Source organism: Anabaena lutea FACHB-196, assembly GCF_014698305.1.
Lineage (GTDB): Bacteria > Cyanobacteriota > Cyanobacteriia > Cyanobacteriales > Nostocaceae > Anabaena > Anabaena lutea.
In genome coordinates this window covers 218548-241970 of sequence record NZ_JACJST010000003.1, presented here as the reverse complement: position 1 = coordinate 241970, position 23423 = coordinate 218548, and the positions used below count along the sequence as shown (strand labels likewise).

At 38.3% G+C, this 23423-nt stretch carries 21 protein-coding genes; 4 read left to right on the top strand and 17 right to left on the bottom strand.

Going from position 1 to position 23423, the window contains the following annotated elements; translation table 11 throughout:
- Positions 1 to 117 precede the first annotated feature (117 nt).
- The 7 genes from H6G59_RS05460 to H6G59_RS05430 all read right to left on the bottom strand — a co-directional run bounded on the left by H6G59_RS05460 (position 118) and on the right by H6G59_RS05430 (position 7656).
- The gene (locus H6G59_RS05460; RefSeq protein WP_190712316.1) at positions 118 to 2235 is read right to left on the bottom strand and encodes an acylase; all 2118 of its coding nucleotides are present in this window, start codon (positions 2233 to 2235) and stop codon (positions 118 to 120) included.
- 34 nt (positions 2236 to 2269) lie between these two features.
- A complete protein-coding gene (locus tag H6G59_RS05455; protein ID WP_190712181.1) occupies positions 2270 to 3067 on the bottom strand; it encodes an ABC transporter ATP-binding protein in 798 nt (265 codons plus the stop codon).
- A 107-nt stretch (positions 3068 to 3174) separates the two neighbouring features.
- On the bottom strand, positions 3175 to 4215 hold the full coding sequence (locus H6G59_RS05450; RefSeq protein WP_190712179.1) for a FecCD family ABC transporter permease: 1041 nt from the start codon (positions 4213 to 4215) through the stop codon (positions 3175 to 3177).
- Positions 4212 to 5213, bottom strand: a complete 1002-nt coding sequence (locus H6G59_RS05445; protein WP_199331935.1) for a FecCD family ABC transporter permease — start codon at positions 5211 to 5213, stop codon at positions 4212 to 4214. Before H6G59_RS05445 ends, H6G59_RS05450 begins: the two co-directional genes overlap by 4 nt.
- A 21-nt stretch (positions 5214 to 5234) precedes the next feature.
- The gene (locus H6G59_RS05440) at positions 5235 to 5633 is read right to left on the bottom strand and encodes an ExbD/TolR family protein (protein ID WP_190712177.1); all 399 of its coding nucleotides are present in this window, start codon (positions 5631 to 5633) and stop codon (positions 5235 to 5237) included.
- Entirely contained in the window at positions 5617 to 6270 is a 654-nt protein-coding gene (locus H6G59_RS05435; RefSeq protein ID WP_190712175.1) for a MotA/TolQ/ExbB proton channel family protein, read from the bottom strand. Before H6G59_RS05435 ends, H6G59_RS05440 begins: the two co-directional genes overlap by 17 nt.
- Positions 6271 to 6852: 582 nt before the next feature.
- Positions 6853 to 7656, bottom strand: coding sequence for an ion transporter (locus tag H6G59_RS05430; protein WP_190712173.1), 804 nt, complete (start codon positions 7654 to 7656; stop codon positions 6853 to 6855).
- A gap of 89 nt (positions 7657 to 7745) precedes the next feature.
- Here H6G59_RS05430 and H6G59_RS05425 point away from each other — a divergent pair, with 89 nt between their 5' ends.
- A complete protein-coding gene (locus H6G59_RS05425; protein ID WP_190712170.1) occupies positions 7746 to 8171 on the top strand; it encodes a nucleoside deaminase in 426 nt (141 codons plus the stop codon).
- Between the two features lie 101 nt (positions 8172 to 8272).
- Here H6G59_RS05425 and H6G59_RS05420 read toward each other — a convergent pair whose 3' ends face one another.
- The 7 genes from H6G59_RS05420 to H6G59_RS05390 all read right to left on the bottom strand — a co-directional run bounded on the left by H6G59_RS05420 (position 8273) and on the right by H6G59_RS05390 (position 14130).
- Positions 8273 to 8827: a protoglobin domain-containing protein gene (locus H6G59_RS05420; protein WP_190712169.1), complete on the bottom strand. Its 555-nt coding sequence runs from the start codon at positions 8825 to 8827 to the stop codon at positions 8273 to 8275.
- A gap of 197 nt (positions 8828 to 9024) precedes the next feature.
- The gene (locus tag H6G59_RS05415; RefSeq protein ID WP_190712167.1) at positions 9025 to 9942 is read right to left on the bottom strand and encodes a DUF4388 domain-containing protein; all 918 of its coding nucleotides are present in this window, start codon (positions 9940 to 9942) and stop codon (positions 9025 to 9027) included.
- A 130-nt stretch (positions 9943 to 10072) separates the two neighbouring features.
- On the bottom strand, positions 10073 to 10612 hold the full coding sequence (locus tag H6G59_RS05410; protein ID WP_190712165.1) for a GTP-binding protein: 540 nt from the start codon (positions 10610 to 10612) through the stop codon (positions 10073 to 10075).
- A 166-nt stretch (positions 10613 to 10778) separates the two neighbouring features.
- The gene (locus tag H6G59_RS05405; protein WP_127052581.1) at positions 10779 to 11150 is read right to left on the bottom strand and encodes a roadblock/LC7 domain-containing protein; all 372 of its coding nucleotides are present in this window, start codon (positions 11148 to 11150) and stop codon (positions 10779 to 10781) included.
- A gap of 104 nt (positions 11151 to 11254) precedes the next feature.
- The gene (locus H6G59_RS05400) at positions 11255 to 11725 is read right to left on the bottom strand and encodes a hydrocarbon-binding protein (RefSeq protein ID WP_190712163.1); all 471 of its coding nucleotides are present in this window, start codon (positions 11723 to 11725) and stop codon (positions 11255 to 11257) included.
- A gap of 537 nt (positions 11726 to 12262) precedes the next feature.
- The gene (locus H6G59_RS05395) at positions 12263 to 12925 is read right to left on the bottom strand and encodes a response regulator (RefSeq protein WP_190712161.1); all 663 of its coding nucleotides are present in this window, start codon (positions 12923 to 12925) and stop codon (positions 12263 to 12265) included.
- Complete coding sequence (locus H6G59_RS05390) at positions 12925 to 14130, bottom strand: sensor histidine kinase (RefSeq protein ID WP_190712311.1); 1206 nt, start codon at positions 14128 to 14130, stop codon at positions 12925 to 12927. The genes H6G59_RS05395 and H6G59_RS05390 overlap by 1 nt, the downstream gene beginning before the upstream one ends.
- A 317-nt stretch (positions 14131 to 14447) precedes the next feature.
- On the opposite strand from H6G59_RS05390, the gene H6G59_RS05385 reads away from it, so the two are divergent.
- Positions 14448 to 14927, top strand: coding sequence for a P pilus assembly/Cpx signaling pathway, periplasmic inhibitor/zinc-resistance associated protein (locus H6G59_RS05385; RefSeq protein WP_127052585.1), 480 nt, complete (start codon positions 14448 to 14450; stop codon positions 14925 to 14927).
- Positions 14928 to 15435: 508 nt separating this feature from the next.
- Here the strand turns inward: H6G59_RS05385 and H6G59_RS05380 are convergent.
- Entirely contained in the window at positions 15436 to 18267 is a 2832-nt protein-coding gene (locus H6G59_RS05380; protein ID WP_190712159.1) for an ATP-binding protein, read from the bottom strand.
- A gap of 54 nt (positions 18268 to 18321) precedes the next feature.
- On the opposite strand from H6G59_RS05380, the gene tmk reads away from it, so the two are divergent.
- Both tmk and holB read left to right on the top strand, forming a co-directional pair.
- A complete protein-coding gene (gene tmk, locus H6G59_RS05375; RefSeq protein WP_190712157.1) occupies positions 18322 to 18951 on the top strand; it encodes a dTMP kinase in 630 nt (209 codons plus the stop codon).
- A 175-nt stretch (positions 18952 to 19126) separates the two neighbouring features.
- Positions 19127 to 20092: a DNA polymerase III subunit delta' gene (holB, locus tag H6G59_RS05370; protein WP_127052588.1), complete on the top strand. Its 966-nt coding sequence runs from the start codon at positions 19127 to 19129 to the stop codon at positions 20090 to 20092.
- A 230-nt stretch (positions 20093 to 20322) separates the two neighbouring features.
- On the opposite strand, the gene H6G59_RS05365 is transcribed toward holB, so the two are convergent.
- Complete coding sequence (locus H6G59_RS05365; RefSeq protein ID WP_190712156.1) at positions 20323 to 21303, bottom strand: ABC transporter ATP-binding protein; 981 nt, start codon at positions 21301 to 21303, stop codon at positions 20323 to 20325.
- 227 nt (positions 21304 to 21530) lie between these two features.
- Positions 21531 to 23204, bottom strand: a complete 1674-nt coding sequence (locus tag H6G59_RS05360; RefSeq protein ID WP_242038791.1) for an AAA-like domain-containing protein — start codon at positions 23202 to 23204, stop codon at positions 21531 to 21533.
- Positions 23205 to 23423 lie beyond the last annotated feature (219 nt).

Below are 23423 nucleotides of genomic sequence, written 5' to 3'. Positions count from 1 at the left end.
CTAAATACTACGACAAAAAGTGGACTCTCGGTCTAAGGCATTGAGGGCAATGGTAACCGTTGTCATGGCATTTCCAGCCAGAGACTGGAAACGAGATATGGTGAGAATTTTACCCCATCAAAATACTTTTCTTCCTTCTAAATGAGCATTAATTTCCTGTTTTGTTCGCCACACTGGACGCAATTTTTTCTCAGCGAATAGTGGTAATTGGTCGCTAATATGAGATGAACCCGGTTGAGTCGCATTGCCATAACTATTTAGTGCCATTGCGCAGACTGGCTGAGAAAACTCAACCGCAGCGACAAAGGAATCACCACTCACCGCTTGAAAACGTCCCTCTGTGGGGGCAAAATCAACAACTCGAAATATTCCCAAATATCCCTCAGCACCGTTAGCTGGTAAGTCTAAATTACCAACTCGTAAACGAAAAACTTCACCCCAACTAACATCTAAGCTACCGTAGGTTGCTTTGATTTCTTGGGCAACTTTTTCTAATAGTTCTACAGCCGCTTTCGGGTTAGCTAAACCATCGGGGGTTGTGCGTGGTTGGCTTTCATTCCAAGGTTGACTGAAGGCTGTATCAAAGTCTAATTTGTCTGCCCAAGCAGTAAATAAAACCGCACCTTTACTATTAGCATTTGCCTGTCTGTCCCATTTTGCTAAGACCTCAGCGGCTTGTTTTGCTAATTCATTTCCTTGTTGTGCAGCCGGGATTAAATCATCAAGAATTCGGTCTGCTAATTCCATTCGAGTGGAATGCTTGTAGGTAATCATTTCCTCAAAGGAAATACTTTCATCTTCTGCTAACATTCTGGCAGAACGCTGGGGGCGGAAATCCATTGGACCCCGTGGTGCCATATAAGATGGATAATTATCTGCTTTGATAGCAGCAGGAAAAGTAGTTGTCCAAGGTGCATCATTGGCATTTTGTAACCAACCACTGGGCGGGTCAATTACTTTTGGTAAATCTTGATAAGGATGAAATTTAGTCCATAAAGTTTTGGATGTGTCCCCAGGAATAATGCTTTGCCAATATTTAAAGTCTCCCTCTTTTCGCACGGGAACTAAACCGTTGAACAGGTGCATAATATGCCCTTTACGGTCGGCATAAATGATGGTAAACATCGGCAGTTGTAACTTTTGTACTGCTTTTTCAAAGGTGCTGATATTTTGGGATTTGGCCATATCCCACCACTGTTCTAATATACCTGCACTATCTTGACCAACTACCCGTAGCGCCACGGCTTTACCGTTTTTCTCGCTGACTACAGACCCATGAATAGAGTTTTTAACTGTGAATAATTGCTCTCGGAAAGAGCCATTTTTTTGTTTGACTTTTAGGAAAAAGGTTGTTGTTTTAAAAGCGAGAACTTTGTTATCGAAAAGATAACCATCTTTTTGTAATTTCAGTTCGTAGGCATCCCAGCCATCATGGGTGTTAACCGTGTGAGTCCAACCTAAATGATCATTGAAGGCGATCGCTAAAACGGGAACACCTACCAATGTCGCCCCATAAGCATCAATTCCCGGTGCGGTAATTTGTGCTTCGTACCATAGAAATAAGTCTCCCCAAGGTAAATGAGGATTTGCCAACAACATTGCTTTACCGTCAGCAGAACGTTTTGGTGCGATCGCCCAACCATTAGAACCAGGAGCAGACTTTGTATCATTAATATTTGCCACTCTTCCCGGATCAACGACAAACGTGAACAACAATACCCTTTGCAGGTGACTGAGTACATCCTGCGGTGTCACAGGTAGTACCATTTTTACTTGCTCATCAATTAAATCAGGATGTTCTTTAGCATAGGCATTAATCCCAGCCGCAAAAGCATTTAGATTACTGCGAAAATCAGAACTTTGTGCTTCATACCAAGAACTAGCACGTTTGGGTACATCCATTCTCAATACCCATTTGTCAGACTCTAAATACTTCTCTCCCCAATATTCAGCCGCCCTTCCTCGTGCTTGTCCATAGAGACGTAACAGCAAGTTAGCGTGACTTTGCATTTGCGCCCAACCAAATGCTTTAAAAGCACCTTGATGGTTATTACCGTAAATATGTGGGATGCCGTAAGTGTCCCAAAGGATTTCTGTTGTTTTGGGGACTGCACTAAAAGTTTGACTACTCACCACCAAAGTAAAGATGATGCCAAGTAAAAAAGGTAAAAATCTTCGTGATTTTTGTCGCCAGTCTAGAGAATGATCAAATTTAGTTTTTGCAGCAATAAACATTGTATTCATTTGTAATAAATCTCTCCACATTCTTCTAGTTAATTCCTTTACCCTTACGTCCTATTGGCACACACATGGGAGTACCCACAACCGGGTCAGCAACAACACGACAATCTAAACCAAACACCTCTTTTACCATTTCCTCATTCATCACCTGTTTTGGTTCTCCGGCAGTAAAAATTCTGCCTTCTTTAACTGCTACTAAATAATCAGCATAACGACAGGCTTGATTTAAATCATGCAACACCATCACAATAGTTCTGTCTTGAAATTTGTTCAAGTCATATAACAAATCTAAAACTTCTATCTGATGTGCTAAATCTAAAAAAGTAGTCGGTTCATCTAATAGTAAAATATCCGTATCTTGAGCTAATGCCATAGCAATCCAAGCACGTTGTCTTTGTCCACCTGATAAAGTATCTAATGCCCGTTCAGATAACTTGAGTAAATCCGTAATTTCTAATGCCTGTTGAACAATTTTTTCATCTTTCTCTGACCACTGCTGCAACCAACTTTGATAAGGATAACGTCCTTGGGCTACTAAATCTTTGACTGTTAAACCTTCCGGTGCGACTGGACTTTGAGGTAAAATTCCCAATTGTTGGGCGACTTCTTTTGTGGAAAGTTGAAAAATAGATTCTCCATCAAGATATACAGCACCACCACGAGGTTTAAGCAATCTCGCCAAACCTCTTAATAAAGTAGATTTTCCACAACCGTTTGCACCAACTAAAGCACTAATTTTTCCAGCAGGAATCGCTAAATTTAGATCCCAGATAATGGTCGCACCATCATAAGCTAAAGACAGACCTTTTGTTGATAATCCTTTCATAATAGGTAATTGGTAATTGGTAATTGGTAATTGGTAATTGGTAATAAATAATAATCTATTCGCTATTTTCTATGCTCTCTTAACTGTCACCTGTCACTTCCTGTCACCTATTTTTTCCGATTACGAATTAACAAATACAGAAAATAAGGAGCGCCCACAGCAGCAGTAACCACACCACAGGGAATTTCAATAGGTGCAAATAAAGTTCTTCCTAATAAGTCTGCAACGACAACAATCATTCCTCCTAACAGTGCGGAAGTGGGAATCAAACCTTGATGATTTGTACCTACTAATTGTCTTCCTAAATGGGGTGATATTAAACCGACAAAACCGATCATTCCCGCAGTCGCTACTGATGCACCTGCTAAAGCTACTGCTACCAACAACAGTAAACTACGCTGCCATTCCACGCGACTACCTAAACTTCTCGCTACATCATCCCCTAAATTTAAAGCGTTCAAATGTCTGGCTAATGTCAAAGCCATCGGTACAAAAATAATCAACCAAGGTAAAAAGGAAAATACCTGTTCCCAAGTTCGCCCATAAACGCTACCAGCTAACCATACTAAAGCATCATTGACGCTGTTAATTTCGCCAAAGGTAATCATTAAACTGGTGAAGGCACTAGCGATCGCAGATAAACCCACACCCATTAAAATTAATAAAATCGGCGAACTGCCATTATTCCAAGCTAACCAATAAATTAAAGCCGCCATTAACAAAGCACCAACAAAGGCTGATAAAGGCAAGATGTAAACTGGTGCAGAAGGAAATAAGACAATAACTGTAACTGCGGCTAGACTTGCCCCAGAATTGATGCCAATAATACCAGGATCAGCCAACGGATTGCGTGTTAAACCTTGGAAGATAGTTCCAGAAATGGCCAGCGCCATTCCCACCATAAAAGCCACAACAGTACGAGGTAGACGCAGGGTATTAATAACGAATAAATGATCAGGGTTCCCCGTATTTACACCCAATATAGTTTTAATGATATCTAGGGGAGAGATAGGATATTCACCTCTACCCACATTTATCACCATTGCCACGCCAATAACTGCTAGTAAAAATAACAGCATTATTGGTACACGCCGGTCTATACGAAAAGATATTGCAGAGGAACGAATAACCAACCAATCAACCTTCATTTTTTCACCTTTGATTTAGCCAGATAGACAAAAAAGGGAGCGCCCACCAGTGCAGTCATCACACCTACAGGTAATTCCTGGGGTTTGAGGATGATACGGGCGGTAATATCTGCTACTAAAAGTAAGGTTGCCCCGACAATGGCGGAATAAGGCAAAATCCAGCGATAATCGGTTTTAATGAAAAATCGGACAACGTGAGGAACGACTAAACCAATAAAACCGATGGGACCAGCCAGGGCTACTGAACTTCCTGCTAGTAAAACTACGCTGATGGCAGTCAGAATTTTTATCCAGGCTGTTTTTTGGCCTAAACCTTTGGCTACATCGTCACCCAGACTCATGGTGGTAATTTGTCTACCCAAAGCCAAGGCAATTACTAAGCCGATGGTGACAAAAGGTAGTGCGGAAACGAGTATAGTGGCATCTCTACCAGCTAATGAACCGGCTAACCAAAATCTAATTTCTTCTAATGTGCGTTGACTAATGATTAAAATAGCAGTAGTCAGGGAAGAAATTAAAGCTGTCAGGGCTGCTCCTGCTACTGTAAGATTAAGCGGTGTTGCTCCTCCCTTTCCCAGTGAACCCAAGAAGTAGACTAAAGTTGCTGTGATTCCCGCACCCAAAAAAGCCGCAATTGTCAAAGTAGTAACTGATGAAGTACCAAACACAAAAATTGTCACAACTACGGTGAGTGCTGCGCCGGATTCAATGCCTAAAATACCTGGATCTGCTAAAGGGTTGCGTGTTAAACCTTGCATCAATGCCCCGGAAACTGCTAGGGATGCACCGACGAGAATGGCAATAAGCGATCGCGGTAATCTGACTGTTTGAATAACCAAGTGTTGATATGAACCATCAAAGCTGACAAAGGATGTCAAAATCTGATCTATTGGTATATCCGCTGCTCCCAATGTGACACTAGATACTAAACAAACTAGCAGCAGCATCAAACACACAACTAAGCTAAATACAGGTTTAGCCGCAGAATTAATCAACATCCTAAACTCCTGACTCCTTGACTATTTGCGTGTGGCTATACCTAATTTCACTCCTTCTACCTGTCGCACTTTATCCATCACCGCTACGACTTGTCCGTGATTAACAGCTTCATCTGCATTTAGTATCACCATCAACTGTGTTTGCGGTTCTAACTTTTCTCTCACTCCTATTTCTAATTGTTCTAAACTAATTGCTTTTTTGTTCAAAAATATCTCTCCATTATTATTAATTGTCACCGTCACCTGTGCGGGGCGATCTGTTTTTCCCGTAGCAGCTTGAGGTAAATTAACTGGTAAACCCTCGGAACGAGTTAAATACAATGTTGACATGATGAAAAATGTCAAAATTGCAAAGATAACATCAATCATCGGCACAATGTTAATCTGTGCTGGTATTTCCGGTTCATCTTGTAGACGCATATGCTTTTTCTCCTCTTTCGTAGCGACGACGGTATAGTAGTTCTAACTGTCCACCATATTCTTGAATCAAAGCCATTTGCCGTTGATAAAATCCCCGGAAGGTATTAGCAAAAACAAGGGTAAAAATTGCCACAATTAATCCAGTGGCTGTAGAAACTAAGGCTTCACTAATACCGCTAGTTACCCCCGCAGTTTTTGTTCCCCCAACATCACCAAGATTGAGTGAAGCAAAAGAAGTAATTAACCCCAATACAGTACCCAGTAATCCTAACAAGGGTGCGAGTGCAATAATAGTATCAAAAATCGTATTAAACCTTTTGAACAAAGGTATTTCTGCTTGTGCTTCACTTTCTAAAGCCAAGCGAAATTCTTCTGGATTTGGTTCTTCTAACTCTAAAGCCGTCAAAAATATCCGCGCAATAGGTAAATCTGCATTCTTTCTCAATGTATCAATTGTACTTACCACATTATCCTGACGATACAGACTCAATACATTTCTGACTACCTGTTGCTGACGGGTACTGATTTTTACCCAAAATTTGATCCGTTCGATAATTAACCCTACCGCCAACACAGAAGAGCCCAGCAGGGGCCACATTACAACACCACCTGCGATAAACAGATTTTTAATATCCATGTCCGATTTTCAAGCCTTTCGGTTAAATTTACTGACTAGTTCAGCAAGATAGCTGATATAAGTTCTCAATTTAAATTAGAGCAAATGAGAATATCTGTCAATCTTTTGATACCTTTTAGGGGAAGTATACAGTCTGCGCTGGGGTCAGAATCGCTGTAATGATTGTCTAGCAAGAAATTTAGCTAAAACTCGTAAATGCAAAAGCTCAAATTTAATGATTGACATTTGTAGATTATTTCTGTTACTCTACCAAAATTACTGAAAATATATAGCAATAAATTATGAGTTTTTCCAGCACAGCCATAGTAGTCTATCAACCCAAAAATGACGGGTGAAGGCAGGGAGCGCTCTTGAGGTAAAGCAAGCAGAGGAAAAATAGAATTTTTTTTCCTAGTTGCAGAACTTACAGCAGAATTCAGGAGTCAGAATTCAGGAGTCAGGAGACGCTTCGCAGACCTCCGGTTCAGGAGTCAGGAGTAAAACTGGCTTGGTGTCTAAGTTTCAATTTAGATTCTGTACCTCATTGATCTGCAATCTGCTGTAATTACGAATTACGTATCCCTAACAGGACCAGAGGTATTATTACGAATTATTTTGAAAGTAGTCATCTTTTTGTAACTTAGTTCCGCACCTTTTACAAAACACAGCATCTGCATCATGAAAAGCTAAACTGCAACCTGAACAAATTGTTTCTACCTGATTGGCAGTCTTGACTAATCGCTTAATTAAATCTCCCACTTGCCAAGGAATCAGCGCTACTCCTGTTAGAATCATCAAAACCGTGAGTAAACGACCTAATTCAGAAACTGGTATGACATCACCAAAGCCTACAGTTGTCATCGTCACAACTGAAAAATAAAATGCATCTAAAAAAGTGCCAAAGTTTTGCTGATTAACTGGATGCTCAACTTGATAAATTAAGCCAGAATAAACAAAAATAATTGCAAATAAAGTAAATAATATCCGCGCAAAAATTACACCATCTTCGCTGCTAATACTACCAAATAAGATTTTTTTGTCTATAAACCTGATTAATCGCAAAATTCTGAACCACCGTAATAAGCGGATAAAACTGATATCCACTAAACCAATAAAAGATGGTAATATCGCCATTAAGTCAATAATTGAATAAAAACTAAAAATATACTTGATTTTGTCTTCTGCACTCCATAAACGCAGTAAATATTCGACAGCGAAAATTATTAATATGCAAGTATCTAATGCTTTTAGCTCTAGGTGAGCATCATCAGAGATATTATAAGTTTCCGCCACAAAAATTCCTGATGATAATAAAACTAGCGTCGCAATGGTTAAATTAATTGCTTTACCAATTGGTGTTTCTAGGTCTGTTAAGTAAAATTCAATTTTTTCTCGATTTAGTAACATATATAACCAAAATAAATGAACTACTTCACAGCAATAACAGCAAAAATGCGCTATTGTAGGAGGTTATTCTGTTAAACTCTCCTGTAAAGATGAACCAAGAATATTTTATGCGTCTAGCGCTAGAAGCAGCAAAAAAAGGAGATGCCCTTTATGGTGCGGTGATAGTTAAAGATAATGAAGTAGTTGCAGCAGCGTATAATACCGTAAATAGAGACAGTGATCCATCTGCCCATGCAGAAGTCAATGTCATTCGTAATTTAACAACTCAACTAAAAAACCCTTCTTTAGAGGGTTATTCTATATATACGACTGGTGAACCTTGTCCAATGTGTGCTACTGCTTGTGTATGGACTGGAATATCAGAAATTATCTATGGTGCTTCAATTCAAGATTTAATTTCGATTAATCAAGCTCAGGTGAATATATCTTGCGAAGAAGTAATCGCTAAATCATTTAGAAAAATAAAGGTAACAAAAGGGATTTTAAAGAATGAATGTCTACAATTATTTGCATAAAATAAAGCCCTGTTAGATATCCAGGGCTTGTGTATATTGCTAAATGCAACAAGTTTTCAGAACTCAGCACTGTTTTAGTGATGAATGTTGAATGCTTGCGCTTACATACTAGATGCACCAGTAGCAATGAGACGTTTGAATAAAGCTTCTGACCAACCAGTTTCTCTGAGTACAGCAGAGGAAGAAACTTCTACATAAGCCTGCTCAATAAAAGCTAAATCAATCATACAAATTCTGCCCAATGCGTATTGCAATTCCTCAGACTTGCCATCAAGTCTGAGCTTTTTACCAACTTCATGGACGACAACTGCCATAGCTGGAACTACGTGCTGAGGGGCAATTCCAATTTTCACATGAACAAGCCCAATATGCCAACGACAATCGGCATAGTCTTTACCCCAATCATCCATTCCTGTAAACATTTGATGAAACCATTGAATAAATGTTTCATGTAGGCGATGAATTCGTCCCTCACTTTTATTTAAAATGGCATTCATTTCTTCATCACGTCCTAGATAAGCATAGAAGTGATCAGCCATTGTTGAAGCAATATCTTTTCCCCAATCTGCACTGGATTTAAGAATGGTTTTATCTTCGGGAGTTAAACCAATTCTTTTTTCCATTGTTGCCATAAAAACGGTAGGTTCAATAGCCATAGTTAATCCTTTCACAAGATAAATGTAGTTGATTCAGTTATCAGTTATTACTGTTTACTGTTTGCTTAATTAAGTCTTTTATATGCTCTGTAAAAGAGTATAGTGCAAGATTATGCTCTTTGCTCAGAGTTCCAAAAATATGCAACTTGTATTATTAACTTTTGCCTAAGATGAAGATACAAAAATTGCCTTTTAAGTTATGATTTTTTACTGCGTAGAAAACCAACTAAATTTTGCAGAAATGATTGACTAACAGGTGGCTTTTCTGCTGGCTTTTCTATAGGTTTAGTTGCTGGTACAAGTTCCTGCACTGGTTCTGCAAAAGTGATGGTGGGAGTAGAAGTAGAAATAGGCTCTTCTACAGTGAATGTGGGTGTAGCAGCAACCATAAAATACTCTTCTGCTAAACCAACTACAATCAGTCGGAAAGCAATTTGCTGCACAGTTGCTATGGGTATTCTCAGTTGATTGGCAATGTGCTGTAGAGAAACCTGTCCGTTGACAAATTCCCACACTTGCCATTCTTGAGCATTTAACTGCATTCTGGGCTGTTTCACCATAAACCCTGACAAACCGGAAGTTGGATCTGGGAGCTTTTCTTCTAAAGCCGTCCAATCTCGCAGCGCACGGAGTCCAATTAATATCACCTCAGTTGCAGACATACTCAAACCAGTCATTTCCCCCAAAGGCAATGATGATGTTGGCTCAAATCTAAACAGAGCATCTTTGACTTGGAATAAAGAACATACTGGACGTAGCACTTGGCTATTAAATAGCAGTTTCAATTGTTCTGGTTGTACCAGTCCTTGGGATTTTAAGCATAGCCCTAATGGTGAGTTGATAAAACAAGAAGAAATTTGAGTGACTCTAGAGATTACTCGCTCACTTATCCACCCTCTTTGGGCAATCATTGATGTTAAGCCTTGTTGGTCTAAGCGATCAGCTGCGGTGACTATACGACCTTGATGCAGCCACATATAATAAACTTGTTTTTTCCGATTTTCATCCCCTTCAGGCAAAAACTCAATAAAAAGTAGTCCTGTTTTTTTTCCTTGGTCTAAAAACTGAAGTAGTTCTGGCAAGGAAAAATCGGTAAAGTTACCAGTAATAGTCATAATTTACCTCCTTTATCAAAGGATCTAAATATTAAACAAATCAGAATAAAAATATTCTGAAATTCAACCTCAAAAAATTCTTATTTAATTTAGAGAATATTCCTAAATTAACTAGGATTGATGAGATAGATTACACTGCACAACTTTCCATCAAATACTGTACTAGGGCAATGACTGCCTCTGCTACAGAGTCTCCTTCGTTGGGATTGACTCTAATCATAGGAGGTCTTTCGGCTTCATTAACGTATCCAATGGCAAGATATACATCTTCTTCAGACCAGGCTCCTGGACAATCGGTATGTGTTAGACCAATGATCATCGGAATCTGAGCGCGTTCCTGCATAAAGTTGAGAATTTTACGCGCCTGACGGAATTCTCTAGCTCGATGTGCTGCTATCAATAAAATATAAGCGTGAGCTTTGCGGATCAAAATATCCCACATGAAATCAAAGCGAGATTGACCAGGTGTTCCATAAAGGTGCAGTGCCATATCAGGGCCAAATTGCAGCCGACCAAAATCAAAAGCCACGGTGGTTCTTTGTTTCAGCAATGCTGTTTCATCAGTTGCACGGGTATCTGTATCTACGACCTCAATTTCACTAACAGAACGGATAAAAGTGGATTTACCAGATCCTACTGTTCCCGTGACAATTAAGCGCATAATCTCCATGTTTATTTACTCCATAAATAAACAAATAATGAGTGATTATTCACTAGTTTAAACAAACTCCTTAATGGTTTTGATAGTTGTTTAGTATTGGGTAGAAAGTTCCCTCGCTTAACCTATATTTTCTCTACAAGGGAACTTGTATTGAGTTGGCTTTAGTATGGATAATTTAGCTTAAAACTAATTTTAGTTCTGCAAGAACTCGTTTGATTTCTAGCATGAGTAATCCCTGTTTTGCAGTTTCACTAGCCAATACCAGCAATACCGCATCTTCACCACAACCTGTCAAGATACCAAAGCCTTTGTTACCTTCTACAAAGATTCGGTCTACGTTTCCCCTAGCTAACTCAACCCCAATCCGTTCACCTAGGGACAGCATAGATGCTGACATTGCTGAAACACGTTCTTCATCCATCCCACCTGGTAGACTTGCGCTCAAAGGTAGACCATCGGGAGTAACAAGTGCTGCTCCTTGAACGTCAGTAGTTGCAGTTACAAAGTGCTGTAAAATCATGCTCAGTTTTTCTGTGTTGATTGCCATAATAATTTCTGCTCCTGGTAGGTTTATATTTGGGACTGAGTCAGGAATTTTTATTAATTCCTAATTCAATAAGTTCTTGATCTGTAATTCAAGTTAGAGACTTTTTAGTCTAAAGGTGTAAATTCAAATACGTCGTGATTACTGCCCCTTAACACAGAATCAGTATGTACTCCTCTAAAACGCTTACCAATTACTTGTTCTAAAGCGCCCCAAACTGCACCCATTGTAAAGGTACACTGGCGTTGTGAATTTTGTGGTTCACCGGCTGAACAAATGGTTTCAGAGGTGTATACTCTAATAGTCTCACCCTCTGTAACAATTTTCTCAATAATACAGAGTCTAGTTCCTTCTTTACCTAATGCGTGGGACAATTTGGCTGCTACATCATCTAAGGTATTTACTGTTCCCACTAAACCCATATCTGCCGCTAGTTTTTTCCCCCGCGATCGTCCGGCAGTGGTTAAAGCAATGGCTGTGGCTTTTTCTCCTAACGCATCTTCCATGCCGATAATTACTGCTTTGAAACAGACAATGCTATTGAAATCTCCTAGTTGTGGCCTTAATAAATTTGGCATATATTTACCCCGATTTTATTTTGAGGACTACAGTGTTTAAACAGAGGAAAAATTTTAAATTGGCTGTGTTTATAGCTCCACTTTTTATTTTCACTAGAGTATGATTGTGTAAATAAGTGCGTCTGGCTTAGTTCCCTATTGACTCAATTATGCTGAAATAATGGTTAATATAATACCGAGAAATTACTGAATTTAGTTTTTTTTATATCAGTCATAAGTTAAGCAAATATAAGGGATTACTTTTTTTGGCTTAGGCTTTGAAACTCATGCAGGGTAAAGAATGTGGGATTTAAGCTCAAGCCTAGTACCGCTCTCTCGGAATTAAAACTTAAAAATTACAACAGCAGATTACACAGGTTTTTTAGTAATTCTTAATGGTAGTTTTATTTCCACCCTTGTGTACGATTGCAGATTCTAGTCTGTCCTTAATTTTTGTGTATTAATTTAATACAGTAAAATTTTTGATATTTAAAATATCTTATGTATCTTAAATGACTTAAATAGCAAGAACTTTTAGAAATACAGGTAATACTGAAATTAAGTATCTTGTTGCAAGTAGGATGAGAATGTATTGGCAAGAATAGCGGCTTGAGTGCGATCGCGCAAATTTAATCGGTTTAAAATATTGGTGACATGATTTTTGACTGTTCCCTCAGATATGTAGAGTTCATGGGCGATTTCTCGATTACTAGCACCTGTAGCAATTAACCGCAAAACTTCTTTCTCTCTGGGTGTCAGTTCAGCTAAACTTGGTGGTACAGATGTTGTCGGCTTTGATAAACTGGAAGGAAATTGAGTCAACAGTTTTTTAACTATTTCTGGATCTAGTTGAGAATAGCCTTTATCAACAGCGCGAATGGCAACAGCTAACTCTTCTGAGGGTGTATCTTTGAGTAAATAACCCATTGCACCATTCTGTAAAACTGCTTTCACATATTCATCATCATCAAAAGTTGTCAATACTAAAACTTTGGTATTAGGAAAGCGTTTTTGAATTTCTTGTGTAGCTGCAACTCCATCCATGATCGGCATTCTGATATCCATTAAAACTACATCTGGCTGTAATTGTTCAACCAAATTAATGGCATTTTCACCATTTTCTGCTTCTCCCACTATTTCTAAATCAACTTCTAATTCTAATAATGCTCTTAAACCTTGACGAATTAAACTTTGGTCATCTACAAGTAAGACTTTAATCATTATTTTGACCGAGATAAGGGAATATCAACTATTATTTGACAACCAGAACCATGAGCGCTGTTAATTGTAAATTCTCCTCCCAGTGATAAAGTGCGATCGCGCATACTTTGTAAACCAAAGCCAGTAGTATTTTGTTGTACATCAAAACCTCTACCATTATCTTCAACTATTAGTTTTAAAGCTGCTGTTGTTGTAATTAATTCTAATTTAACTTCTGAAGCTTGTGCATATTTAGAAATATTGGTCAATGATTCTTGAATAATGCGATAAATGGGGTTAATTATTTCACTATGCAAGGGAAATTCCAGAGAAATATTACACTTTATTAAAACATTATTTGAGCGGTGAAAATCATCTGCCAAAATACTAATTGCCTGTTCTAAAGATTGCTCTTGTAAAGGGTGTGAACGCATTTTGGAAACCGAGTGACGTACATCTTGCAATGCTTTTGAACCTAACTCTTTAGCTGTTGCTAAGAATGTCAAAGCTCTAGGTATATCAGATTTTGCCAGCTTTAAAGCAGTTTCTAATTGTAGATTTAGAGCAGTTAGAGAATGTCCCAAGGAATCATGAATTTCCCTGGCAATGCGATTACGTTCTTCTAGGGTAGCTTGATTTTCAATTTTCAGAGCATATTGACGCAGTTTTTCATTAGCAATAGCTAGTTTTTCTCGACTTTGACGTTCAGATAATACTGCATTCATCAATAGTAAGACAAATACTAAACTTAACCCGAATAAAATTGTTAAACTAAAACTGAAAAAACGAAACCGTTCTTGAGCTAAGGGAGATAATCTAAAAGGCGTTGAGCGATTATTAAGTGTGATCAAAAATAATATAAATGATGAAAAAGTTACAGTCAAACGTCCAGGTAACTGAAAAATCAAACAACTGCGAGTTACTAAAATAAGATAAAGAAAGGGAAAAAGTCTAGTGGTTTTACCACCGAAAAAGCCAATTATTAAAATTAGGACAACTTCACTAGCTGTATATATTATTTTAGAAAAATTATTATTTGTAGGTAATCTTAAGCCCATCAAACCAAAAATAGCCAAGCTACAAATAGTCAATTCTGGGAAATGCACAGAAAATCGAGGCGATGGGGAGGGTATGATTACCATCAATACCGAAAGCCCTAGTAATGCCCACTCTAAATAAAGCAGAAAGCGAAAGGGATGATTATTAACCTGAATTGGGGGAGACATAAGTAGGTAGGCGTAAATAATTATATTATCGTTGAGATCAGGCAGGGAGCAGGAGAGATAATTACGAATTACGTTAGCGTTCGCGTAGCGTGCCGTAGGCATAGCTCCTCTGAAAGAGGCATTACGAATTACGAATTATTTGAGTTTGGTTTAATATATAAGTACACTTACTTTAATTTCTACTTTATAACTAGTCACCTTTGTCAGGACTAAAACATTACTTTAGTCATGGGTGTAGACGTGACTTTATCCTCATGTAGTAGCTGAGATCAGTTCTTATGATAGTGACATCGAACTAAAAAAACACAAGCTTATTTATGAAACTCAAAACATTATCATTTATGGCTGCTGCGCTGGCGCTGACTGTAACTGCAATTCCCTTTGCAGCCCAAGCACAACAAACTCCCCCTTCAGGCCAACCAGGTAAACAATTTGCACAAAAGGGTCCTTGGCAAAAGCTGGGACTAACTGAGGCACAAAAAACCGAAATGCAGAAAATTGGCCGTGATACACGCGCTGAAATTGACAAAGTCCTGACAACAGAACAAAAACAACAGCTAAAAGCAGCAATGGAAGCCCGTCGGAGTCAGTCTCCACAGCAAAGAGGTGAGCGTCAAGGTAAAAAAGAGCCTTTCGCTTCTCTAAATCTGACGGAAGCGCAGAAAACCCGAATCAGTGAAATCAAAAAGTCTTCAAAACAAAAAATGCAAGCAGTCCTAACTCCAGCACAGCGGGAACAACTCAAGCAAAGTTGGGAGAATAGACAATCGCGCCGTCAACAACGTAATTCCCAATAATATCGTGTCCCGTTAAATACTTACAGCAGGGAACAGGGAACAGGGAACAGGGAACAGGGTTAAAACTCTCTTTTTCTATGGCTTTGTTCTTAAATTTTGTACCTCATGTACCTGAATCTGCTGTATCATTAGGGAACCGCACGGAGATGGGTCGAGTTTTTTTGATAAGCAATTAGCCAGACTTGATATAATATCAAATTTATTTATATCGGTATTATTATCAGAACCGAGGAAAGCAGAAAGTAGGATTAGAGGAAGTTAGGAAAATTCTTTCTATCCCAATTTCTGCACTTCATTAATTATTTAGGGTTTGCTGAAAAAATGCAAAACGCAGATAAATCAAAAGTTTGAGGCTGATAAATAGGAAAAAAGTGCAAGGGTTTTGAAGGATATACGTGAAAAAGTGTGCATTTTTTGGTATTTCGAGAGATGGGAAAGGAATTTTCAAACCTCCTCCTGACTCCTGACTCCTGACTCCTGACTCCTATCCCCTCACGGAAAAACTTTCTCAGCAACCCCTATTTAGGTGGCAATTTTTTTGTTTTAAGGGAATAATAATCACAAATTCTGTGCCAATACCAGGTGCAGAAACACATTTTAAACTGCCTCCATGTTTTTCGGTAATAATTTTATAACTAATAGATAAGCCTAATCCTGTACCTTTACCCACTGGTTTTGTAGTGAAAAATGGCTCAAATAAATGCTTCTGTACATTTTCATTAATACCAGAACCATTGTCTTTGATGCAAATTATTACTTCTTTGTCATTAGTAATTTCTGTATAAATTTCTATTTTGGGATTGTCCATTGTGTTGCCATTGACCATTGACAAATGACCAGATACATATGATTCATCTATAGCATCAATCCCATTAGCAAGAATATTCATAAATACTTGATTGAGTTGTCCAGCGTAGCACTCTGCCATCGGTAGATTAGCATATTCCTTAATAACTTCAATTTCTGGACGGTTAGATGTAGCCTTGAGACGACTTTGTAAAATCATCAGTGTGCTATCAATACCTTCATGGATATTTACTGCTTTCATTTCTGCTTCATCCAAGCGAGAAAAGTTTCGCAGAGATACGACGATTTCTTTAATTCTTTGTGCGCCAACATTCATTGAATTTAGTAATTTAGGCAAGTCTGCCATTAGAAAATCGAGATCGATAGTTTCAATTTCATTTTGTATTTCTGCATTGGGCTGGGGATAGTGTTGCTGATAAAGTTGGATGAGTTTAATTAAATCTTGAATGTATAAATTAGCTGGAGTGAGGTTGCCATAAATAAAGCTAACTGGGTTGTTGATTTCATGGGCTACACCTGCTACCAATTGTCCTAAACTTGACATTTTTTCACTTTGCACCAATTGAGCAGCTAATTGTTGTGCCTCTTGGCGTAATTGAGCTTCTGAATTTAGCAATATTTCTTCAGCTTGCTTGCGTTGGGTAATGTCATGGACAATGACGACGTATTCTTGAAAATCTTGATGTGGTCGATCTGAGATGGAAACTTCCAAAGTTCTGATTTTCTGATAATCGCATAGAGTATGTTCTCCTCGTTTGTCCCATTGTTCTGGATATGCGGTTAATTCGGGTAGGAATTTTTGCAGGTGATGCCCCAATAATTGCGATGGATTACAACCAAAAAAGTCTTCTGTTGCGGGGTTTGCTTGGCGAATAACACCCTGTTCATCTACTACTAAAATTCCATCTTGGGCAACAGTAAATAAGTGTTCTGCGGCTTCTCGTGCTTCTGCTAGAGCAACTACTTGGGGTAAACTTGTCCAACAAGCGATCGCAACTCCTACAAATGCTACTGTTATCAACAAAATAACAACCAGATTTTTCACGGTTGTGATCGGGGCTACATTCAATAACCAAACAAATAAGCAACCCACCAAAACAGCACCGCAGAGTAGAAACATTAATATCCCTACTTGCATAGCTAGGGGGTCTTTAATTGAGGTTCGTCGGTGTGATTTATACAGTTTTATCCACCAATGGGAACGGAAAACAGGGATGGGAAGATAACGCACTAAGGCATCAATCATTAATACAACAAAGGGCGCTAACAATCCTGCCAGAAAATCTTGCCAAACCCAAGCATAGGCAGTCACTATTAGAATTACGGCTTCTATGATAAAAAAGACTAAAGATATTTTTGGCCACAATATATCTGGCTGATTTCGTTTTTTCCATAACCCTAAATGCATGAGCATGAACGCTAAAAACCAGGCAACATTTCCCACTATGACAATTTGAGATATGTCTCCCCAAAGAAAATAGACCATGCTGATGCATAAACTCAGAACCAAAGATGAACCAAATACCCCACGAGATGAAACTAGAGAAAAGACTGGTGCTAAGTGTTTATCTACAGCTAACTGGTAGATTATTCGGGGTGAATTTGAAATTGCGGTTGCTGAACCTAGTAAACAGCAACTAGTCAGTAAAAAAGTTACGGTTATTGGTCCAAAGTCTCCCCAAAATGATACAGATGCTACGGCAAAATTAAGATAAGGATTATCTTCTAGACCTTCAATGGTGCATAATCGGATAATTACCCAAGAACCACCGATAAAAATGGGCAGCATTAACCAAGCAGCAATATCGAGAAAATTTAAAGTTTGTTTGGGGTGACGACTATCAGCTACAAAGGATGAAATAGTTTCACAACTATAGGTGGTATAGCTGATGAAAAAGAACCACTTAGCCCAATCTATAAAATTTAACGATGTCCAATGCTGAGGAAAAAAGCTGGGACTATTAGGAGAGAAAGCTAAAAAACCCAATCCTTGGAGACAAAATAATAAGATCAAAAGTAAGGCAGGAAGTGAAAATAATAGATGTAAAATACTTAAGGCACGACTGCCGCTAAAGGCAACAATAAAGGGTAGTAAGGTAAAACCGAGTTTAAAAATTAGCTCTGGACAGGGAATACCCAGTACTTCTAGATTAGAAGTAATCATATTTGTGAGTACCACCGAGTTGAGTGGTACAACTGAAAGCCAGGATATGAGATATCCAATGGCTGCATAGCGGGCAATAATGGGGTAGCCTTGCCACAAACGAGTTATGTAGTTAGGAGTTCCCCCAGCTACATTTAAAAAATTTCTACCTAGATGTTTGACTTGATAGTTGATTAGCATTCCGACTATGACAGCGGGAACCCAAACGAAAATAGCTGCTGTTCCCAAGTCCGCATGAACAGTTGGTACTAATGTTGTCCAACTGAGATGATTTGTAACACCAAAAGTCCAGGTTTCCAAAGTACTCATACTTCTTGGTAAGCTTTGGAATGCAAACTGATGATCAACTGGACTATGGGAACGTGACATAAATCTCTATGCTGTCTTAGGGTAAAAAAATCGGTAGGAGAAAAATTTCAAAACATGAGTGGTAAATTAATTGTATTTGAAGGAGTGGAAGGCTGTGGTAAAACTACTCAGATGCAAATGTGTAGTTTATGGCTAGAGAGTCAAGGCGTATCTGTGATTCTAACTCGTGAACCAGGGGGAACGGAGTTAGGTTCACATTTACGCCGACTACTGCTGGAAAAGTCAGAGGATAAGCCTGTTGGGGAAGTGACGGAATTGCTGTTGTACGCTGCTGATAGGGCGCAACACATCGAACAGGAACTCAAGCCGAATTTAGCAATAGGGAAATATATTTTGTGCGATCGCTATACTGACTCTACCATTGCTTATCAAGGTTATGGCAGGGGTTTAAGTATGAGTATAATTAATCAGCTAAATAACATTGCTACTGATGGATTAGAAAGCGACTTGACTATTTGGCTAGATGTCGATGTCGAGGTGGGACTATCTCGCAAACGTGGTCAAGCTACACTAGACCGTATTGAAGAGGAAACAATTGCTTTTCATCGTCGTGTACAACAAGGATATACAGAATTAGCTGCAACTTACCCATCAAGAATTTTCCGAGTAGATGGCAGTTTGAGTCAAGAAGTTGTCCAAAAAATGATCCAGGAAATTTTAAAGGCGCGCTTGTTTAATTCGTAATTGAATACTAGAGGGGCGTTGCTGAGTGAATGTATGGAATTTGCCTCACGCAGAGACGCAGTGAACCAGCGCTACAGGAGGGTTTCCCTCCGCAGGCGACTGGTGTTCACCGAAGGTGTGCCGGAGGCATCACCCGAAGGGAGGCTCAGAGAGTAAGAGTTTGAGAGTACGAATTATGTTTTCACCATTAATAGGACAAAAACAAGCAATAGAATTATTAACCCAAGCTGTCAAGCAAAACCGAATTGCACCAGCTTATATGTTTGTTGGTTCTGAAGGTGTGGGCAGAAGTTTAGCAGCTAGATGTTTTATTGAATTGCTGTTTTCTAGTTCTGTAGAACCACATCAAATTCCCACTTTGCAAAATCGTATTCGTCAAGGAAATCACCCGTCTTTGTTTTGGGTAGAACCAACTTACCAATATCAAGGACAACGACTCACAGCCGCAGAAGCAGCAGAGAAAGGAGTTAAACGAAAAGCACCTCCTGTAATTCGCCTAGAACAAATTCGAGAAATTACTCAATTTCTTTCCCGTCCACCTTTGGAAGCTTCTAGAAATGTGGTTGTATTAGAACAGGCGGAAACAATGGCGGAATCGGCTGCAAATGCTTTATTGAAAACTTTAGAAGAACCTGGACAGGCGACATTAATTTTGATTGCACCTTCACCTGAATCTGTGTTACCAACTTTAGTATCACGCTGTCAAAAGATTCCTTTTTATCGTTTGGATAGGTCTGGGGTTGCTCAAGTATTGACACAAACAGGAAATGAAGAGATTTTGCAGCATCCAGAAGTGTTGAGTTTAGCTGCTGGTAGTCCAGGAAGTGCGATCGCATCTTATCAGCAATTACAAACCATTCCCAGTGAGTTACTCCAACAGGTAACAAAAACACCTACATCTTATCGCAGCGCCTTGGAATTAGCCAAAAAAATTGATAAAGAATTAGATACAGAAGCCCAATTATGGTTAATTGATTATCTACAACAATCTTACTGGCAGCAAATACATCAACCAAGTATTATTGAACAATTAGAAAAAACTCGCAAAAATCTACTTTGTTACGCCCAACCCCGCTTAGTTTGGGAATGCACATTTTTGTCAATATTTCAAATGTCGCGTAGTTACACCAACCCTCTATGATAGCTTGCGTGGCGTAGCCATAGATGCGCCTAATTATTTTGGAACATAGGGAATTATCTTGATAAAATCTCTGCGTACCTTTGCGCTAACCTCTGCGTACCTTTGCGTTTAAAAAAGATAGGATTTGGCGCAACTTCACAAAGAAATGGTATTACACCAGCCCTTAGTATGTTAGTTTTTCTGTTAAGAGTTCCCTCTCTCCAAGAATGAATTTAATTTTGTCCCATTGCTTATACAAACCCAGTCTTAAACACTCTTCCAATTACTTCTTCTACAGGTGGTTCAGTTACGGTTAAATCAATAACTTCCAAATCAGCTAAAATTTGTGATACGGTGCTGGTAAGTGCCTCTCGCTGGACTATAAACCGCACGGTTCGACCTTCTAAAAGTTGGATATCACCATAGGACATAAGTTTTTCTGCTGGTAGTGCTTGAGCTAATTCGACATAGATTTCTCGGTAAGGGGCAAAATTTTCTAATAGTCCATCTAAGCTACCATCATACATTAATTTTCCTTGGTGAATTACCAGCACTCTTTGGCATAAAGCTGTGATATCCGCCATGTAATGACTTGTTAATAATACAGTAGCTTGATAAAGTTGATTGTAATTTTTTAAAAAGTCGCGGACTCCAACTTGAGCATTTACATCTAATCCTAAAGTTGGCTCATCTAAAAATAAAACTTGGGGACGGTGTAAAAGTGCTGCTAACAGTTCGGCTTTCATCCTTTCACCTAATGATAGCTTGCGTACTGGTTGGTTAAGCTTCCCTTCTAAAGAAAGCATTTCTGTTAATTCACCGACTCGACGATGAAATTCTTTATCAGAAATGTTGTAAACTGCGGCGTTAATTTTTAGAGAATCTAATGCTGGTAAATCCCAAATTAACTGCTGTTTTTGTCCCATCACTAAGGTGATTTTTTGCAAAAATGCTTCTTGACGACGAAAGGGAACTTGTCCAGCGACTCTGACTGTACCACTAGAAGGATGAATTAGCCCGGTGAGCATTTTTAAAGTAGTAGTCTTACCAGCACCATTTGGCCCCAGAAAACCAACTACTTCACCGGGAGCAATTTCAAATGATACATCCTGAACGGCGTTAATGTGTCGATAGGTACGGCGAAAAAAGTGGCTGATGGTTCCACGAATACCCGGCTCTTTAATGGCTACTGGATAAGATTTACTCAGGTTTTCAGCGATGATAATTGACATAAAAAATTATTTCCTTCTACCTTATGCCTTCTGCTTTCTGATTTCTGATTTCTGCCTCCTCTAAGGATCGCACAGATGGTGTTCAGAAAGCTTCTCTCTAGTGGAATCATTTTTTACTAATTCTTGACGATGCTGGAAATAATCCCTCAGCCAATTATAAGTATAATTTAATTAATAACTTAAGAAGGTGGTGGGGTATCCCCATCAATAAAATTAATATAGAAGTATCATTTATCACTTGGTTTATAATAACAAAATTTTGAACTCAAAATAGTGCGATCGCGCCCCACTTGCTTGGCTTGATATAGTGCTTGATCAGCTGCTTCAAATAATTCCTTTAAACCTAGAGAGGCTTGAGGGATAATACAGGCAACTCCTAAACTAATTGTTACCTTAGCTATATTTATTTCTTGACTATATTTAGTGAAGCTAGAAATTTTAATCTGCCATAATTTGACTTTTTCTCTAATTTCTTCCGCAATTATTATCGCCCCTTTAGCGTCAGTCTGTGATAAAATTATAGCAAATTCTTCACCACCATAACGAGCAACTAAATCATCTGCTCGTTTGATTACGGAACTAATTGCTTGAGCAACTTGACTTAAACAATCATCTCCAGCTTGATGTCCATAGGTATCATTAAAAAGTTTAAATTTATCTATATCTGCTAATATCAATGCTATGGGTTCTTGGGTACGTTCCATTCTTTCCCATTCTAATTGGAAGCGATTATCAAAATACCTCCGGTTAGCAATTTGAGTCAGTGTATCAATATTCACTAAAAATTTTAATCTTTCATTTTCTTCTTCTAGTTGTTCTAACCGAATAGAAGTATTATTTTCTGCTATTAAGTTTTCTTTTTGAAAAAATAAACGATACATTTCACAAGCAGGTTGAAAATTATCACTTCCTAATTTTTTAATAAGTCCCAAACTATCTAATCTATAAATTAAATTTGCCGATATATGGGTAGATTTTTGGGAATCTATAACTTGATAAAAAGCTTCAGATAATTCTTTATTACTTTGTAATATCGTCAATAAATACCTTAAATGATTGCTATAAATGCCGTTGTGGCTGATAGCAGTTGCTAGTAGTTCTGGAAAAGAAATTTTTTGTTGCTGGAGATGATATAAACTTAGATGAATTAAATAAGGATGTCCACCGACAAGCTCCATTAATTGTTTTACAGCACTACTATCAAACCAATTCAGTTCGTGTTGTCTAGCAAATTCTGTTACTTGCTCTGCATTAAATTCTGGTATTTTTAAGCATAATCCGACATTAAAGGGAGATTGATTTACATTTAAAGGAATATAAACTTCTGTAGAGTGAATTACTACCAGACGCAATTTTTGCCAAATTTTAGTTTGTTTGGCTTTTTCATGCCAACTTCTTAACAAAGGCAAAAAATCCTTAGCAATTTGCAGATGTTCAAAAATATAATTGACTTCATTCAGAACTAAAACTAATGGACTTTGAATTTGTTTTAATAAATATCCCTCAAAATAAACTGAAGCACTAACTTTACTGCCGATGTCTTCATCCCAATAATCGTTTAGATTTGGTGTCAGGGACAACTGACGAGCAACATTAATACAAAACCAGCGTAAAAATTTGTCAAGACTAGTAAAAATTTGGCTATCTGCTTGTTGGAAATCTATACTCACTATTGTGTATCCTTGATTCATGGCTTGGTGAATTAACCGCAACATCAAGGAACTTTTGCCCATATTGCAAGATGCTCTAATGCGTAATAATCCTCCAGGTTTGCTCAACTCTTTATAAGCATCACTTTCAATTGGAGGACGTTCAATGTAAAATCGGGAATTGAATGGCAGTGGATCACCTGGTAAAGGGATATTTTCCTCCATCTGCAATATACCTTGTGGATATAACATGAATATTTGTTTCTCAACTGAAATTAATGTGATATTATAGCGATTCTCATTCAAGTGACGTACACCGAAGAAAGAATTAACCGCAGATAGAAGAGGATAGACGCAAAGAGACGCAGATAAATTTGTACCTCAGCAGACTAGGAAATGCTATATATCTATTAATTCCAAATACTTATTTAAGTATAATTATCTAAGTAATCTGAGCTTATGTAAACCCCT

What these genes read in the sequence shown, in the direction of transcription:
- tmk (WP_190712157.1), top strand. Translation starts at nt 18,322, where the DNA reads ATGAGTGGTAAATTAATTGTATTTGAAGGAGTGGAAGGCTGTGGTAAA.
- H6G59_RS05415 (WP_190712167.1), bottom strand. Translation starts at nt 9,942, where the DNA reads ATGACTATTACTGGTAACTTTACCGATTTTTCCTTGCCAGAACTACTT.
- H6G59_RS05400 (WP_190712163.1), bottom strand. Translation starts at nt 11,725, where the DNA reads ATGCCAAATTTATTAAGGCCACAACTAGGAGATTTCAATAGCATTGTC.
- H6G59_RS05445 (WP_199331935.1), bottom strand. Translation starts at nt 5,213, where the DNA reads ATGTTGATTAATTCTGCGGCTAAACCTGTATTTAGCTTAGTTGTGTGT.
- H6G59_RS05410 (WP_190712165.1), bottom strand. Translation starts at nt 10,612, where the DNA reads ATGGAGATTATGCGCTTAATTGTCACGGGAACAGTAGGATCTGGTAAA.
- H6G59_RS05405 (WP_127052581.1), bottom strand. Translation starts at nt 11,150, where the DNA reads ATGGCAATCAACACAGAAAAACTGAGCATGATTTTACAGCACTTTGTA.
- H6G59_RS05450 (WP_190712179.1), bottom strand. Translation starts at nt 4,215, where the DNA reads ATGAAGGTTGATTGGTTGGTTATTCGTTCCTCTGCAATATCTTTTCGT.
- H6G59_RS05385 (WP_127052585.1), top strand. Translation starts at nt 14,448, where the DNA reads ATGAAACTCAAAACATTATCATTTATGGCTGCTGCGCTGGCGCTGACT.
- H6G59_RS05380 (WP_190712159.1), bottom strand. Translation starts at nt 18,267, where the DNA reads ATGTCACGTTCCCATAGTCCAGTTGATCATCAGTTTGCATTCCAAAGC.
- H6G59_RS05365 (WP_190712156.1), bottom strand. Translation starts at nt 21,303, where the DNA reads ATGTCAATTATCATCGCTGAAAACCTGAGTAAATCTTATCCAGTAGCC.
- H6G59_RS05455 (WP_190712181.1), bottom strand. Translation starts at nt 3,067, where the DNA reads ATGAAAGGATTATCAACAAAAGGTCTGTCTTTAGCTTATGATGGTGCG.
- H6G59_RS05360 (WP_242038791.1), bottom strand. Translation starts at nt 23,204, where the DNA reads ATGTTATATCCACAAGGTATATTGCAGATGGAGGAAAATATCCCTTTA.
- H6G59_RS05435 (WP_190712175.1), bottom strand. Translation starts at nt 6,270, where the DNA reads ATGGATATTAAAAATCTGTTTATCGCAGGTGGTGTTGTAATGTGGCCC.
- H6G59_RS05430 (WP_190712173.1), bottom strand. Translation starts at nt 7,656, where the DNA reads ATGTTACTAAATCGAGAAAAAATTGAATTTTACTTAACAGACCTAGAA.
- H6G59_RS05420 (WP_190712169.1), bottom strand. Translation starts at nt 8,827, where the DNA reads ATGGCTATTGAACCTACCGTTTTTATGGCAACAATGGAAAAAAGAATT.
- holB (WP_127052588.1), top strand. Translation starts at nt 19,127, where the DNA reads ATGTTTTCACCATTAATAGGACAAAAACAAGCAATAGAATTATTAACC.
- H6G59_RS05460 (WP_190712316.1), bottom strand. Translation starts at nt 2,235, where the DNA reads ATGTTTATTGCTGCAAAAACTAAATTTGATCATTCTCTAGACTGGCGA.
- H6G59_RS05440 (WP_190712177.1), bottom strand. Translation starts at nt 5,633, where the DNA reads ATGCGTCTACAAGATGAACCGGAAATACCAGCACAGATTAACATTGTG.
- H6G59_RS05395 (WP_190712161.1), bottom strand. Translation starts at nt 12,925, where the DNA reads ATGATTAAAGTCTTACTTGTAGATGACCAAAGTTTAATTCGTCAAGGT.
- H6G59_RS05425 (WP_190712170.1), top strand. Translation starts at nt 7,746, where the DNA reads ATGAACCAAGAATATTTTATGCGTCTAGCGCTAGAAGCAGCAAAAAAA.
- H6G59_RS05390 (WP_190712311.1), bottom strand. Translation starts at nt 14,130, where the DNA reads ATGTCTCCCCCAATTCAGGTTAATAATCATCCCTTTCGCTTTCTGCTT.